The sequence below is a fragment of the Paenibacillus sp. J22FR83 genome (genome assembly GCF_059691955.1).
Genome location: NZ_JCAUAM010000022.1, coordinates 42,950 through 58,574 on the forward strand (window position 1 = coordinate 42,950; position 15,625 = coordinate 58,574).

Below are 15,625 nucleotides of genomic sequence, written 5' to 3' on the forward strand. Positions count from 1 at the left end.
GCTCCTTTTTTAAAATCAATAATCCCTCTTATTTCCCTTTTTTACGTACTCCCAATCTTTCACAACGTTTTTTCTTATCCTTTGAAGAAGAGCGTAAATGGTTTCTACTTCGCCCTCTGAGAACCCGTCTAGCGCAACGCTATTCGAATAGTCATGTTCACTTTTTATAAAAGGATACACATTTTCCCCTTTCTCAGTTGGAAAGAGTTTTTTAATCTTTTTGTTCAGGGTGTCGTCTCGCTTGACAATGAACCCATTCATTTCGAGTTTTTGAATGGCGCGAGCTGCTGTTGTACGATCGACCTTGATCATCTCAGCCAACTTTTCTTGAATGATTCCTGGGCTTTCACATATACGTACCAGGTACAAGAATTGTCCTTTTGTCAGGTCATACTCTTTAAATTCAATATTGCTTATTGAATCTAAGGCCCTAGCGATCATGCCAATCTCCCGAAGGATTTCCTTCATTATTATGCTCCTTTTGTTATAAGTTCAATATAATGGGTAGGTCCATACCACCCTAATTATATTGCATTTGCAACAAAATGTCGTTAATAGTGAATGCGCCATTCCGACAAATTTATTACCGGTATAACGAATGCAACCTTCAGCAACCCTCAACCCGCTGAGAAATGCAAAAGTGCAACTATTTTCTATCAAATTCTTGCTTTTAGGTGAAATTGATGCGAAAAGGCATCAATTTCTGCGTTCTCAGCTCTACTTAGGCATTTCCGGCCTCAGAAGATGCCTTTTTGCACTTATGAGACACGTTGGAATGAATTCTGCTGAAAAAGGATGCTCTTTTGCATTTTTGCCACATGCAATCCTTATAACCCCGACCATTCCCCGTAGTAGTTCAAATGTATCTCCAAGAAACAAAAAAAGAAGTCATTTTACTGACTTCTCTTTACCTTCTGAGGGAATCGTTGTTTGAATAACGTTCTCTCTATAACTTTTGCCCCAATCATACATCATCTGGAGTAACGGCATCAGGCTTTGCCCATACACAGTCAGGGAATATTCCACTTTAGGAGGACTCTCCGCATACACTTCTCGGCATATAAGAAGATCCTCCTCCAGTTCGCGAAGTTGATTCGTTAACATTTTCTGAGTAATGCCTGGGATGAGCCGCTTTAATTCTCCGAAACGCTTCGTCCCTTCCAATCCCAGATGCCACATTATAATTAACTTCCACTTTCCTCCGATAACAGCAAGTGTTAGTTCTTTCTCACAATTAATATCTTGCAAGTTAATTCGTTCTTTGACTTCTAGTGCCATTCTGTTGCGGCCTCCTCTCTACATACTCATTATACAGTAGTTAGGAAGAAGCCTTCTACCTCATGACATTATTCTAAATTTGCATGATTGGCATACATGCTGCTCGTATCCATCTCTAGCTTACTCATAAGGCTTAAGATCACAATATCATAGAATAACAGCAAGGTTTGCTCATATAGACTCCCCATGGGTTGCAAGGAGACTCCTGCATCTTGTTGATCTTTGCGAGCGCCAGTCAGCTTAACCGTATAATCCGCAATTCGTCCAATCGTCGAGTGAGCAGATAGCGTAATCAAGGCGACCTCCACTTGAAGCGCCGCGGCTTTTTGGGCGAAGGCAACAAGCAGAGGCGTCTCGCCAGAACCTGAGCCGATAACGAGGAGATCGCCGGCTTTTATCGCCGGTGTCACGGTTTCTCCAACAACATAGACGGGAATACCCAGCTGCATCAGTCGCATGGCAAAAGCACGTCCCATGAGTCCTGATCTTCCCGCTCCCGCTACATAAACCCGATTGGCCTTACTAATGCGCTCGGCAAGCTCGGCAACTTCACCCTCATTGATTTGCTGACATGCGTGATACAGCTCGGCTGCTACGTGTGATGTTCCTGCCGTTGTATGAGGCATCATGAACTCACCCTGCCGCTTGAACCAAGCGCTTCATCTCAGCAGCCGCTGCTTGTCGATTCTCTTGTCCCGTAATACCTCCCCCAACAATGACCAGGTCAGGTCTTGCTTCCAATACCTCGGGCAGCGTATTCAGCTTAATTCCTCCGGCGATAGCCGTTTTAGCCTGTTTCACCACTTGCTTGATAGTAGCTAAGTCTTCTAACGAATTTTTGCCATCAGCTTGGTGATCGTAACCGGAATGAACGCAAATATAGTCAACGCCTAGTGCATCAATTTCTTGAGCCCGTTTGGCCATATCAAGGACATTGATCATATCGACCATAATCTGAGTTCCCTGCTTTCTTGCTTCAGCCACAGCGCCGCTGATCGTCGTATCGTCTGATACGCCAAGCACCGTAATGATGTCCGCTCCCGCCTCAGATGCCTTCATAACTTCATAACCGCCTGCGTCCATAATTTTCAAATCTGCCAGTACTTTCACATGAGGATACGCGGCTTTCAATTCTTTGACAGCGCGTAAACCCTCATTAATAATTACCGGTGTACCAATTTCAACGACATCAACATAAGCCGCCACTTCATTAACAATCTCTTTCGCTCCTTGAATATCCACTAAATCTAAAGCCAGTTGCAGTTCCATCGTGAATCTCTCCTTCTATTTGCTATTCTGGTGAATGCCATAGCCCCATTGTAGGGCCATGCTGCGCATCCGAAAAGTAGGCACTTCAATGTGCGTAGTTACTTGAAAGTAACTGGACGCTAGTGAAATGCCTGCTTTTTCACGCTTTTGGTTACATTTTTTCATATCGTGCTGCTGTAGGATTAGAGCGATAAAAAGAAGGGAAATCTACTAAAAATGAGTAGATTTCCCTTCTTTTTACGCTATTAATTTCAATCCCACGGCAGCACTTAACACCATCGCAATGAACACAATTCTTTTCCAATTCTTCGATTCCCCATAAAACAACATCCCGACGATTGCACCTCCCACCGTCCCAATCCCTGTCCAGACCGCATAAGCGGTGCCCATCGGCAAGCTTCTCATCGCTTGGCTTAGAAATGTAAAACTCAGCACAATCCCTACGATAAATATAGCAAAGCTGCGAATATTCTTTGCTTTATTGATTTGATTCATCCCGACGACACCGACAACTTCAAACATCCCAGCAAATATGAGAAAAAACCAACCCATTAGTTCGCAGCCCCTTTCTCACCATTTGTCACGAATTTCAATCCAAAAACACCGGATAATAGAAGAAGAATGAGGAATACTTTAAGAAACTGGAGGGGTTCTCCGAAAAATAGCATTTCCACGATAACGGTTCCCGCTGTCCCCATACCTGTAAAGACGGCATATACTGTTCCTACCGGCAGTTTGGTAGACGCACTGATAACGAGATGAAATGAAATATATATGGCAATGACCGTAGCGATCCACGTCCATGTCGTATCCGAATGTTTTAAACCTGTCACCCATATCACTTCAAAAATGACACCAACGAAAATATAAATCCAATACCGATTCATGTGTACAAGCCTCCTGCTGATTTACTTTTTAATTCCGCGCCAAAAGATGAACCAGGATGATTCGATCCTTTTCATCGACCGGGTAGAACCTCCGAATAGCAATTCCACAAACATGCCATCCAAGACTGCCGAGAAAGCACCTGTGGCCTTATCGCTGCTCACTTCAGAGCTAATCGCTCCATTGTCCGAGGCTTGATCGAATAGTGGCATTATCATGGTTTCAATCGTATCTAGATACTCATAACCTTGCTTAACGATCTCATCATAGAGATGGGACGGCGGAAAAAAGGCCACGCGCAAGAAAAATTTGGTGTTATCATCTTGTTCATAGCGATCTTGATACTGGATTAGAAAACTATACAGAAGTTCATCGATGGATAGATGCTTATTGGTATCAAGATACGTTTGAACGAAGAGCAATTCTTTGGATAGCACCTCATCAAATAACGCAAGAAATAGTTCATCTTTTCCTTTGAAGTGTGTGTAAATGGACTGTTTTTTGATCCCTACATCCGTAGCAATATCAGCAAGTGATGCACCTTCATAGCCATTCTTAGCAAAATGTGTTAGCGCTACTTCTTTGATTCGTGTTGCGGTCATGTCGTCACCCTTCCGAACGTTCGTCAGGTAATAATAGCACGTAATCTTCCGCAGGGCAACCTGCGATTGTCGTAATATCATGAAAGAATCATAGGAGTCGAAAAAGAGATCATCGGCTTGTTCGCATGCTTTTCCAATTATTGAATACATATGTAAGTATTCGATGATCAGGAGGACACACGTCATGTCACAACACGGGCAATCGTTCATGAAAGGTACGTTCGTCTTGTCTGTCGCTGCTTTCATCAACCGTATTCTCGGTTTTATCAGCGGCATGTATATCGCTCGCGTACTCGGCGCAGAGGGAATCGGCATCTTGATGATGGCTCATCCCCTCGTTCCGCTCGTCATTACGATTACGGAGCTAGGGCTCCCAGTGGCCATCAGTAAATTGGTCGCAGAAGCCAACGCTCGCGGCGAACGGATGAAAGTGAGGCGCATCCTGCATGTCTCACTCGCGGTCACGAGCTTCTTGAGCGTAGCGCTCACGACCATATCGTTACTCGGATCGGAGTGGATCGCCTCCATTCTCCTAAGTGACCAGCGCGCCTATTACGCGATGTTGGCCATTACGCCGATCGCACCGATCGTCGCTGTCTCTGCTGTATTAAAGGGATATTTCCGCGGCATGCAGCAAATGAAAACCATCGCCGCTTCCGATGTGCTGGAGCATACCGTCCAAATCGCCTGCGTGCTGGCGCTGGTTCACCTCTTGCTCCCTTATGGCATCGCTTATGCGGCGGCTGGAGCCATGGCTGCCTCTGTGGTCAGCGAGGTGTTCAGCCTGCTGTTCCTTGCGGCAAGCTACAAGATTTACGGCGAATCGAAAAAGCCTGGCGAGACCTGGGCAAGCCACCTGAAACAAGGAAGGAGCACACTCGGCGAGTTGCTGCAGATCGGACTGCCGACGACTGGGCACGGAATCATTCATTCGTTGTACAGCACTTTCCAACCGTTGCTTATCACGACCAGCTTGGCGCTGGCCGGCATCGGCACAGCACTAGCGACGAAGCAATTCGGGATGTTGGCTGGCTATGCCTTTCCGTTGCTGTTCATGCCAAGCTTTATCACGCAGTCCTTGTCCACCGCGCTCATTCCTGCGATTGGCGAGGCTGCGGCGAACAAGAATAGTCTTCTCATTCATGAGCGGATGAATCAAGCGATGATCCTGGGACTCCTAATCGGTGCGCCAGCAACCGTTATCCTGTACGTGTGGGCGACGCCCCTAACGACACTCGTCTATCATGCGCCGGAAGCAGGCGTGCTACTACAAATTCTGGCGCCGATGTTTTTCCTGCATTATTTCGACGCTCCACTTCATGCGATTCTACTTGGGCTCGGCCGCGCGAAAGCTACGCTGTGGAATTACGTCGTAGCCACCTTATTCAAAAGCGTCGCGATCTTCGTCTTCGGCAGCCAATATGGCATTATTGGCGTTGCGTACGGCATTGGTATCGGCATTGTGATCCAAACACTGCTGAACTTCTTTTCCATCTCAAGCTCCATCGGCTTTTATTGGAGTATACGTCCCTATGTCAAAGTTGCAATCTCCATGATCCTAATGATGCTTTGCGGAAACTGGACTTATCACTATTTGATCAGCACTGGGATGTCACCGGTATGGTGCGTCGTCACCTCGATCGTTGGCTCCTTGTTTCTCTATTTCGCCACGCTCGTATTGACGGGAACGTTGAACAGTAAACATACACGCAATCGATTTTCGTTCCCGTGGTGAAAACGGCATCCACTTCTAAATAAGAACTTTGCATAACGCTATGACTTTGCGAACGGCACAATTAAACCAAAACTTCGGCGACTTGTCAGAATCCGTGAGCACTTGCCTGCAACTCCCCTGCAAAATTAAGGGGTTTGCAGGTTTATTTTATACACTGCGTTAACTTCAAAAATTAATTCGTCATCGGATGATTCAAATATTTCCAAGCGGTTTACATATGTTGTATAAAGTTAAAACAAATCATACAGATTGGGAGAGTGGTACAAATGAAACTACTTAAAACAAAATTGGCAGTGCTTCTTGCAGCTTCGTGCTTAATGGTTCCGAGTGTGATTAACGCCGCAACTGAGACTGATGATGATGCGTCATACTACACATATGAGAATGGTGTTGTTCACACACTTGTTAATGGATTCTTGGTACCTGGCCGTTACTTAAATGTTGATGAAGATACAGTAGCCGTATACATCCCAGGAGGGGTAGGCATTATTGCAGTCGATAAGGATACTGTCCTTCCTTGGGGTTCCGTAGTCTTAGAATAGGATCATCCACGGTGCACAAAAAGCATCGAGCCTTGGCTCGATGCTTTTTTGTACAATTAAGTCGGAATAAATTAAGTAACCGTTATTATCCTTCTATTCATCGGCCGTGGAAGTCTTTTAACTCCCTCCGTTCCGATAAAAGAACCTATCATTGCGATAATCGTACTCGAGGCGACCATATCTACAACATAATACATCACTGTTCCAAGAAGGATATCCAATAGAATAACCCTTTTTATTGTAGAGCCTTTTATTGTGTAAAAAAAGATTATTTGTTTATCTTTTACCTTCATATGTGCCATCACCTTCATCCTTTTTAATAAGGTATGAACAAGGTGGATTGTCTCATTAATAGGGTACATGAAATTTTGGATATACCTTGTTATTTCCCATTACATGTATAGTCAAAAATCAGAGACCATCTCCTTCATGGAAATGGTCTCTGTGTGGTGCCAGATGCTAAATACCCAAAGCGGCCAGCAATTTATAAATCATAGCTGCTGCTTCGCCTCTCGTCGTGGTTTGGCCCGCGCGGAAACTGCCATCCTCGTAACCATTCAAGATGCCCGATGATAGAGCCTTCTCGATTGATGGTTTCGCCCAGGACGGAATGTCCGAGGCATCTTTCAGGCTCGGTGTTGTGCTCGTCGAGCCGGCAGTACCGTGCCCATAAAGCTGCAAAGCTCTTGCCGTCATCACGGCAGCTTCCGCTCTCGTCACGGTGAGTTCGCCTTTGAAGCTAGCCGCGCCGGCTTCCTCGTAACCTTGAATCAGGCCCGCCGCCACTGCGGCCACGATGTGCGGCTTCGCCCAAGAAGGGATATCCGCTTTATCCGAGAAGTTCGTGTCACGCGAAGATGGTTCAATCCCTAAGGCCATAACCAGCATCTTAGCAAATTCGGACCTCGTTACGGTTGCGTCAGGGAGAAAGCTTCCGTCCGGGTATCCAGCAGCGACATTCATCCCTGCGAGACGACGAACGTAGTCTGCTGCCCAATGATTCGGCATATCTTTCATCTCTGCCGGTTCATAGGAAAAGACAGCGAACTTCGTGAAGTGATCGACATTCACTTGGATCGTTCCGCCTTCAGTTACGATTCCGCCGATGAAGATCCAACGCTTCTGGCTTTCATGATAATAGTACACAGCCGGTTGGCTCCCCGGCTTCACTTGTTTAGCTTCGTAGACGAAGGAAAGCTCAAGTGGTAATGAAAACCGATCGCCAGTCGTACTGGACAGTTCGAAAATCCGACTGATCAATTGAAGATCGCCACTCGCAGGAACCTGGTCAGGCTCGACGACTGAGATACGAATCGTTCCCTTCGAAGACACAGCGCCCGCAGGAATTTGCAGCTTGACTCCGCCTTCCAGCTCCAACTGCGTGCGGACGTCCGGGCTCACATCCGTTTGCTGTTCCTTACTCTCAGAGACTGGCGCAGTGCTTACTCCGCCAGGGGTTCCCACAGATTGGTTACCTTCGTTAGCAGGACCCTCGCTTTCGGATGAATTCCCTTCCGCAGCGACCGTCACCTTGCGTACCACTTCCTTAGCAGCGTTCCCCGCTTGGTCAGAAACATGGTATCGCAGCGTATATGTGCCTACCGTGCTTGTTTGGACTTCACCTATCACTCTAATTTCACCCACAGGACCTATATTATCGGTTGCCGTTGCGCCTTGCTCGCTATAGGCACCACCTACGGGAACAGTCACATCGGACAGTCCATTTAACGTGATAACTGGCGCTGTCTTATCTATGTTGATCGTCAATTTTACGGTCTCCGTTATATGTCCCGCACCATCGTCAGCGTAATAGCGAAGCTCATGGTATCCCTCCGCTGAAATCGCGATCGGATCGCTGTACGCGAGCCAAGTGTCTCCCTCATCCAAGCTGTAGAACATGTTGGCATGATCTATGCTTTCGCCTTCCGGACGCAAAGTGACCTGTACGTCCGAAACGTACCATCCGTTGCTGCCAGCTTGGCCAGTCACCTCCGCTTTCACGCCCAGGGAAGCATTCCCTTCCTCACTCTTGGGAAGTTGTCCCGATACGTCGAAGCCCGTAAAGGCGTTGTATGTCGCCTGAATCCCATCTGAATAAAGACCTGCCTGTGCGAGTCTATTTTCAAAAGGATCCTCTGCATCAAAGATCAGACCGTTGTTCACCCAGACGTAGATTTTCCCCTTTGACCGAACCACCTTATAGAAGTTTTGCGCACTGATCTCTTCGCGAAGGGCGAAGGAGAACGGGCGATTCAAATCTGAAGGCACGCTCAGTCGAAGTTGCCCGGTTTTTACTGGCGCACTAAAGTCGGCGATATGATAGTCGCCTCTTCCCTTATCCTGATACGTGAACGGCACCGCATTCCAACCGTCCTTCTGACTGTCGAATTTGAAATCTGCCGAATTCGACTGCGGCAGTTCAAAGTTCTTGTTCATATACGAGAATAGACCATTGAACCACAGAATTTTCGCCGACGAAACTTTCGTTTCCCCACGCAAATCGTACACATACTCGCGCTGGCCATTTTCTGCATAGTTGCTGTGTCCATAGATCGTATCTCGCGCCGTTGGAGCGGCAGCGATGATTTCCTCCTGGCCATTCACAACCTTGCGCAGCTCGAACTGGTTCGTGGCGTAATTCGTACTCGCCGTCACGTAGTTCTGGTCGTCGACATACTCGAGAATGACGCCCGCCTTCCCATTGTCTGGCAGCGCTCCTGTGTTCACATTAACCGAAAATTCATGCCCGAGCGTTCGATCGCCCTTGAACGTGAGCGCTTCCCCTGCCGCAGGGGACTGCAACCCTTTCTCGGATACCGACCAAGCGTTATCCCAACCGTTGATGTACTTCCCATATTCACGCCAACCGGTCGTCACGGTCACGTTATCCATGCGAACATTTGCCTTGTTGCTGATCAAACCAATTTGACCCCGAACTGCCATCGCCTGATGCTCGAACACAGGCTTGTCGTCGTTAAGGGTGTAGTGATCCAACTCCGCAAACAATTTGGACCCGTTCTTGTATACCCTGAGCGTATGATATTGCTCCGCAAAGTCTTTCACACGCGGGTCATCGGACAGGAAGGCAAACGTCGACGGCAAATCTGTGACCGCGCTTTGAGAAACACCACCGATGCGGGACTGGACGATAAGTTTCCGGTCATTGCGGTCAATCCATACATTTACGTAGTTATTCTCATCCTGATGCCAGGGAACAATACCTGCTTGCCCCTCATCTCCAAAATCCTTGTCATCAAATCGTAGATTGGCTTCCACAAATACATTTTCCGCTTCGTATCCGTTCAGCAGCACCTGTTTCGATTCGCTAGGCGCGTTAACATACAATGTCTCGTTATCGATCGATACGCCTTCGGCGCTCGAAATTCCATAATGGGACAAGCTGGCTTCAGAATCGAACCTATCTTGGAACGTTGGTGTCCATGCCTCCGGATGAATGCCTTCCGAATCATAGGAGGTTGGTCCGTCAACGACCATCTCTTGATCCCAAAAGTAGACACGATCCTTCCCTTGCCCTTCATCACTGTTCCAAAAAGCTTTATAGGTGACCCAATCCTCAAAACCATTTGGTCCCTTAATCATATTCGGTTGCGATGGTCCGATAATGTCGGGTTCCACAGGATGCCCGTTCGTATCATACAGACCAAAATCCAGATGGTAGTAATTCAAGGCAGCCCAGCCTTTTTTACTGATCTCTACAGCGATCACATTGTCCCCAGCTTGCAGCAAATCGGCAGGAATCTCGACCATCTTGTAGGCTCGCTGCTGACCACCGAATGTGAAGAACTCTTTGCCGTTCACATACAGCTTGCCATACCCTTCCAGACGGTAGCGCAGGGCCGTGGTTTCCGGCACAGTATCCAAGTGGAAGGAGCGTTTCGCCCACATGGAGGCTTGACCGCTCGGGTGCGCCCAAATCTCGGATGGCGCCGTTTTCCCATTATTGAAAATGGTCGGGATCTTCCCCGTTCTCGTATCCGGCCAGCCGAAACCGCCCTCCCCGCTCATCCAACCATTTGTCGCAGCGCCAATCGTGTTCCAGCCCGCCCCAGGGGCAGTGAAGCTATATTGATAGGGCTGGCTGCCGTGCTCAGCAGTCGGCAGGATGACGTTGTATTTCAGGAGCAGCCCCTCAATATTACGTGCCAGCAGCTTGCCCGGGTATTTGGAATCATTCGTGATTTTATCATAACTGTCGGCTTGCGCCACCCCGGTCTCATAAAGTCCTGTTTCCGGGAACATCTGATTGCCGACATACAGCATGTAATACTCGCCATTATGGTAAAATAACTCCGGTCCTTCAAAATTGACGAAGTTCACATTGGCCCAGTGACCCTTCTGTGTATGAACCGTTTCAATCGCTTTGCTTCGGCCCGGATTGCCCTTCTCATTGAAGAAGGATTGCACGTTCCAGAGCCATGCACCGGCATTCGCCGGCTTGGCTGCCCCGGTATTCGGGTCCACCTCGTCCGGATTTACCTTGCGCAGCAAGATTAAATCTCCGTTGTGCGCAACGAATAATTGAGGGTCAATCCCATCATCAAACTTTTTATCCTTGAGGGCGTACTCGAAGTTAGGCGAAGTATTCATCTTGCTTGGGTCCCCGTAGAGCAATGAGGTACCATTGTAGATATAGTACATCACCCCATTGTGGAAGAACAAATCGGATGCGCCTAATTCGTTGTGGTCAGATGGCGTCACCGTAGGGGGCATCGTACTCGGATCATTCGAAATTAACCGATACGGACTTTCCCAGTGAATCATATCCTTTGAGCGATACACGTTCCCCAAAGTTCCGGTTCCCAACGCATAGTAGTAGCCATTATACTTCTCAATCGTTCCGTCATAGAGGGTAGCCTTCTTGCCAAGCTCGGACCCCGAATAGACTCTGAACAAGTTATCTACTTTCTCAATGGCGGAAGTGCTTACTGTAATTTCACTGCTTGCCGAGAAGCCTCCGTCCTCCGATGTTACCGTAATGGACGCACTGCCCAATCCAACAGCTGTCACCCAACCGTTCCCATCAACTGTTGCAACAGAAGTATCGGAAGTTGACCAGGATACATTCTTATTCGTCGCGTTCTTAGGCCAGATGACGGCTGCCAACATTTGCGTCCCCCCCAGCGCTAACTCCACTTTCGAGTGATTGGGAGAGATGGTCAAAACCGGGATTCCCTTCACTGTCACCACCGCTGTAGCCGTATGAGCGCCATCTACTGTCGTTACGGTAATAGTCGCTGTACCTGGCTGAAGTGCCGTAACGACGCCCGTTTCGTTCACCGATGCGATCGTCGGATTGTCAGAAGACCAATTCACCTTCTGGTTCGTTGCATTCGTCGGTGTAAATGTCGCTGTTAGGGTCTGCGTCGTTCCTATCAGCATCTCTGCAGCCGCTGGTGTAAGACCGACCTCCGCTACTGGAATATTCTCAACGGTCACACTGCTCTGCGCCGAGTATGTCCCATCGACCGTCGTGACGGTGATGGTCGCCGTACCTACCGATACCCCTTGCACAGCTGCTTTCAGACCGTCCTTTGACACCACCTTCGCAATGGCTTCATTGCTGGACGTCCAGATCAGATCTTGATTCGTTGCGTGTTTCGGGAAAACCGTCGCAGTCAACTCCTGCGTAAGGCCGGCCCCAACCGTGACCGCAATCCGATCCAAACTGACGCTTTCTGGGTGGACGGCACCCAAGATAGGCTCGACAGCCCCATTGTACAATCGGACATCATCGATAATCCCGTTAAAATAAGCCCCAGTTGCCGGCCCTTCAAAGGCGTCAACACCGAATCTCGCACCGATCGCCGCTTCGTTGGCCGCAGTGGGAACTTTATCGAACGACGTCGCGGTTTCTTTCGCCAATTGTCCGTCCAGGAACAACTTAAAGGATTTGTTGCCATAAGAGACAGCAACGTGATGCCACTCGTCTGCCCCCGTCAACGCGGTGGAAAGCATGACGCGATCAATGGCAGGCTTGTTATTCACAATCGCTGCCTCTAGCTTGCCGGCATTGATTTGAATCGCTAGTCCTGCTCCATTGCCTCCACGCTCGAACAACACCTGTCGAGTGTTCAAATCTGCCGGTTTGAACCACATCGCAGCGGTGAATGCGGAGAACTCATCCCGCAGGAAAGGGACCGTGCTCGTATTGAGCTGAATGATACCTGTCAATCCATTAAAGGAGAAGGCGCCTCCGTCAATACCGCCATCCGGCAGCCATGCTCCGATAGCGCTTACAGAATGATGCGCGTTGCCGGAGGAATCCTCTGCCACTTGCTTGCCGTTAGAACTGAATGGCGCGTCCAACTTATACCAGGCCGCCATTCCCTCAAAAGGCATGGAGATCCGCGCCGGAAGAACGGTGACAGCACTTGCCGCCGTATAATTTCCATCCTCCGTTGTCACGGTTACAATTGCGCTTCCGGCTTTTTTACCTTCAATAGCCGCTTGTCCTGAACCATAAACAGCGAGCGTCACGACTGATTCATCACTAGATGTCCAAGTGACATTGCGATTCGTCGCGATTGCTGGCTGGAGAGCAGCGTCAAGGTAAACAGCCTCGCCGACCGTCGTGGTCAACCGTCGCTTGCTCACGCTGACTCCAGTCGCTTCGATCGACGGTGTAACCGCTTTATTGTACAATCGCACATTATCGATCATTCCGTTGAACCACGCTCCCGTCTGGCTGTCTCCACCGAAGGCATAGACCGCAAATTTGGCGCCGATCGCCGCTTCGTTAAGCGCCGTGTTCACTTTCGTAAACGGCACGGTTTTCGTGGCGGCGACTTTCCCATCCAAAAACAGTGTGAACACGCCGTTGTTGAACGTAACCATCACATGGTGCCAAGCGGTGGTATTCGTAAAATCCACCGACACCGTTCCCCTCACGTCTGCGCTTGCAATGGCGGCCTCCAGTTTGTTCGCGTTTAATTGAATGGCCATGCCAGATGCATTGCCTCCGCGTTCATACAGCACCTGCAGCTTTTGCGTATCGCCCGCTTTAAACCATAACGAAGCGGAATGCTCCGTGAAGGCGTCCTTCAGATACGATCCCGCCGGATCCGAACCCAGGTTCAACTGAATTAGATCGGAGGTGCCGTTAAACGATAAAGCTCCGCCGTACACCCCGCCATCCCCAGCCCAAGTGCCGCTTGCACTGATTGAATGATGACCATTGCCCGATGAATCCTCTGCCACGTTCTTGCCGTTAAGTTCATAAGGCGAATCTAGCTTGTACCAAGCTAACAATCCAGGTTCCTCGCTTTTCTCCAAAGCATGTGCCTTCCCCCACGGAATGGCGCTGCATAAGAGCGCTGTGATGAGGATAAATGCGAATATCTGCCGTAAACTCTTAATCAAATTCCCTCTCCCCCTAGATACTGGTATTACTCCAAGAAAGAAAGCGCTTTCTGTGAAGCTTTTTCAGTATAGTCGATGATTTCTTCTGGTGGGCTCCAATAATATGACATTCCATTCCTCATTTTCGACTTTTTGCATGCCTTCGTTAGCATAATCGTCTTCCATCAGATAACTATAAAGAAGCTACCCCAACGGAGCAGCCTCGTAACCTTTTGCTATGGATTCAAAATTTCATCCGCATACCGCTGGCCAAGCAGCCTTTGGCTCGTCGCGTTAAAGTGCGATCCGTCACCGATTGAAACCGTGCCTGCATTGGAAACCCAATACGAATTGGCAATGTACTGTGGAATCGTTGTAATCATTTGGTTAAAATCAGCGCTTTTTGTCGGCAGCAATTGGCCAGCAACAAAAGGTACAGACGCAGTACCCAAATCGGCCCTCAAATCGCCGACTAGCTGCTGAAGGCTGCTCATATAGGTGGTGTTGGCTTTCGACTGATCCGATTCCCCTTGATGCCAAATGATCCCTTTCAACGTTCCCGTCTTCATCGCTTCTTTCGTCCTTCTCACCGCTTCCTCGTATAGACCCGTCCCGGTTCCTTTTTGCCATTCTGCAATACTCGTCCCGCCTCTAGCATTGGAAATAATACCGACCCTGATTTGCGAGTTGCTCAGCGTAATCGCCTTGGCAAATTCACTCGCGACGTTCAAGCCGTTCACTTTCGTGCTCTCTTCAACGGAAGAATATCGATTAAATCCTTGTGTCCCCGTTAGGGAAGGACGGTTGGTCACGAGACCGGGCTTCGCCTCCTCCCATTGATTCAAACCGTTAAACAAATACGCTCGACTGATCACCGACAAATCTTGTGATTCCACCGGCGCCCTGCCGGACATATTCGACTGCCCGATAAATAGATACAGGTGAAAGTCTGCTTTGGCCGCTGTGACGGTTTGAGCCGCTCCCCCGTATAGGCCCGTATGCACAATCATGCTTCCGTTCGGATTAGAAGGTGGGCTCGCAGCGTTGTAGACCTCCAGTTCATACAAGCCGAACGCATAGATGGCATTAGGTGCTGTAATCCGAATATAACGAGCGGTCAAATTGTCTACAGCAATCGTCGTCTCACGGTTGGTCGTTCCGGTGTTGGTAAACGTACGCGTATAGACTTGATTCCAATCCGTCTGGTTATCCGAAATGTCCACGATCAGCTGGACCGCTTTTTGTTTATATTCAGTCAAAACAATCGTATTGAATAGCTGCTGGCTGCCTAAATCCAATGTCACCTGTGCCGATAAAGACGATGGGCTGCCTTCTGCATAGGTTCTCCACATCGTGGCAGAATCGCCGTCCGTTATGTTGACGGCTGCATTGGTGCTGAATGTGCCGCCCTGATTGATCGTGACTATTTTGCCCAGCGCCAAATTGCCTCCGTATACTTCAAGCTCATAAATACCAAATGCATAAAGAGCATCAGGGGCTGAAATCCGGATATATCTCGCCGATTGACTACCTAGCTGCATATCGGTGACCCGGTTGGTGGAACCCGTCGCAGTGAACGAATTCGTATACACTTGCGTCCACTGCGTATTGTCGACCGATATGTCCACCGTCAGTTGAACAGCTTTCTGCTTGTACTCGGTCAGCACGATCTTGTTGAACGACTGCACGCTGCCCAGGTCAACCGTCACCTGCGCCGTAAGTGTGGCGGGTGTACCAACATCATAGGACCTCCACATCGTGGCGGAATCCCCATCGGTCATCAAGCTGGCCGACGTGCTGCCCAGTGTGCCACCTTGGTTGATCGTAGCGGATTTGCCCAGTGCCAGATTCGTGCCCGCAGCTTGCGCACTCCCCGAAAGTCCGGGTGCGAGTGGAAGTATCCCCAAACTTAAAATAACCAAGCATACAGCATGTAAAAGTTTTTTGATCATTCG

General features: G+C 48.8%; 11 protein-coding genes. 2 read left to right on the forward strand and 9 right to left on the reverse strand.

The genetic code is table 11. The features are described 5' to 3' along the window. Nucleotides 1-15 precede the first annotated feature (15 nt). The 7 genes from AC58PV_RS29940 to AC58PV_RS29970 form a co-directional block, all read right to left on the reverse strand. The gene (locus AC58PV_RS29940) at nt 16-468 is read right to left on the reverse strand and encodes a MarR family winged helix-turn-helix transcriptional regulator (protein ID WP_497436496.1); all 453 of its coding nucleotides are present in this window, start codon (nt 466-468) and stop codon (nt 16-18) included. A gap of 420 nt (nt 469-888) precedes the next feature. After that, nucleotides 889-1,278 carry a winged helix-turn-helix transcriptional regulator gene (locus tag AC58PV_RS29945; protein WP_497436497.1) on the reverse strand — a complete coding sequence of 130 codons (390 nt, stop codon included), beginning with the start codon at nt 1,276-1,278 and terminating at the stop codon, nt 889-891. 68 nt (nt 1,279-1,346) lie between these two features. Beyond that, entirely contained in the window at nt 1,347-1,907 is a 561-nt protein-coding gene (gene hxlB, locus AC58PV_RS29950) for a 6-phospho-3-hexuloisomerase (protein ID WP_497436498.1), read from the reverse strand. A 4-nt stretch (nt 1,908-1,911) separates the two neighbouring features. After that, nucleotides 1,912-2,547, reverse strand: coding sequence for a 3-hexulose-6-phosphate synthase (gene hxlA / locus AC58PV_RS29955; RefSeq protein WP_497436500.1), 636 nt, complete (start codon nt 2,545-2,547; stop codon nt 1,912-1,914). 237 nt (nt 2,548-2,784) lie between these two features. After that, the gene (locus AC58PV_RS29960) at nt 2,785-3,099 is read right to left on the reverse strand and encodes a DMT family transporter (protein ID WP_497436501.1); all 315 of its coding nucleotides are present in this window, start codon (nt 3,097-3,099) and stop codon (nt 2,785-2,787) included. Next, entirely contained in the window at nt 3,099-3,434 is a 336-nt protein-coding gene (locus AC58PV_RS29965; RefSeq protein ID WP_497436502.1) for a DMT family transporter, read from the reverse strand. Before AC58PV_RS29965 ends, AC58PV_RS29960 begins: the two co-directional genes overlap by 1 nt. Before the next feature lie 21 nt (nt 3,435-3,455). After that, nucleotides 3,456-4,034, reverse strand: coding sequence for a TetR/AcrR family transcriptional regulator (locus AC58PV_RS29970; RefSeq protein WP_497436504.1), 579 nt, complete (start codon nt 4,032-4,034; stop codon nt 3,456-3,458). A 184-nt stretch (nt 4,035-4,218) separates the two neighbouring features. On the opposite strand from AC58PV_RS29970, the gene spoVB reads away from it, so the two are divergent. After that, nucleotides 4,219-5,769, forward strand: coding sequence for a stage V sporulation protein B (gene spoVB / locus AC58PV_RS29975; RefSeq protein ID WP_497436505.1), 1,551 nt, complete (start codon nt 4,219-4,221; stop codon nt 5,767-5,769). Nucleotides 5,770-6,035: 266 nt separating this feature from the next. Further along, nucleotides 6,036-6,311, forward strand: a complete 276-nt coding sequence (locus AC58PV_RS29980; protein WP_497436506.1) for a hypothetical protein — start codon at nt 6,036-6,038, stop codon at nt 6,309-6,311. 459 nt (nt 6,312-6,770) lie between these two features. Here the strand turns inward: AC58PV_RS29980 and AC58PV_RS29985 are convergent, their stop codons facing one another. Next, entirely contained in the window at nt 6,771-13,691 is a 6,921-nt protein-coding gene (locus AC58PV_RS29985; RefSeq protein WP_497436508.1) for an Ig-like domain-containing protein, read from the reverse strand. 215 nt (nt 13,692-13,906) lie between these two features. Continuing rightward, entirely contained in the window at nt 13,907-15,622 is a 1,716-nt protein-coding gene (locus tag AC58PV_RS29990) for a sialate O-acetylesterase (protein WP_497436509.1), read from the reverse strand. Nucleotides 15,623-15,625: the final 3 nt, after the last annotated feature.

What these genes read in the sequence shown, in the direction of transcription:
- AC58PV_RS29940 (WP_497436496.1), bottom strand. Translation starts at nt 468, where the DNA reads ATGAAGGAAATCCTTCGGGAGATTGGCATGATCGCTAGGGCCTTAGAT.
- AC58PV_RS29945 (WP_497436497.1), bottom strand. Translation starts at nt 1,278, where the DNA reads ATGGCACTAGAAGTCAAAGAACGAATTAACTTGCAAGATATTAATTGT.
- hxlB (WP_497436498.1), bottom strand. Translation starts at nt 1,907, where the DNA reads ATGATGCCTCATACAACGGCAGGAACATCACACGTAGCAGCCGAGCTG.
- hxlA (WP_497436500.1), bottom strand. Translation starts at nt 2,547, where the DNA reads ATGGAACTGCAACTGGCTTTAGATTTAGTGGATATTCAAGGAGCGAAA.
- AC58PV_RS29960 (WP_497436501.1), bottom strand. Translation starts at nt 3,099, where the DNA reads ATGGGTTGGTTTTTTCTCATATTTGCTGGGATGTTTGAAGTTGTCGGT.
- AC58PV_RS29965 (WP_497436502.1), bottom strand. Translation starts at nt 3,434, where the DNA reads ATGAATCGGTATTGGATTTATATTTTCGTTGGTGTCATTTTTGAAGTG.
- AC58PV_RS29970 (WP_497436504.1), bottom strand. Translation starts at nt 4,034, where the DNA reads ATGACCGCAACACGAATCAAAGAAGTAGCGCTAACACATTTTGCTAAG.
- spoVB (WP_497436505.1), top strand. Translation starts at nt 4,219, where the DNA reads ATGTCACAACACGGGCAATCGTTCATGAAAGGTACGTTCGTCTTGTCT.
- AC58PV_RS29980 (WP_497436506.1), top strand. Translation starts at nt 6,036, where the DNA reads ATGAAACTACTTAAAACAAAATTGGCAGTGCTTCTTGCAGCTTCGTGC.
- AC58PV_RS29990 (WP_497436509.1), bottom strand. Translation starts at nt 15,622, where the DNA reads ATGATCAAAAAACTTTTACATGCTGTATGCTTGGTTATTTTAAGTTTG.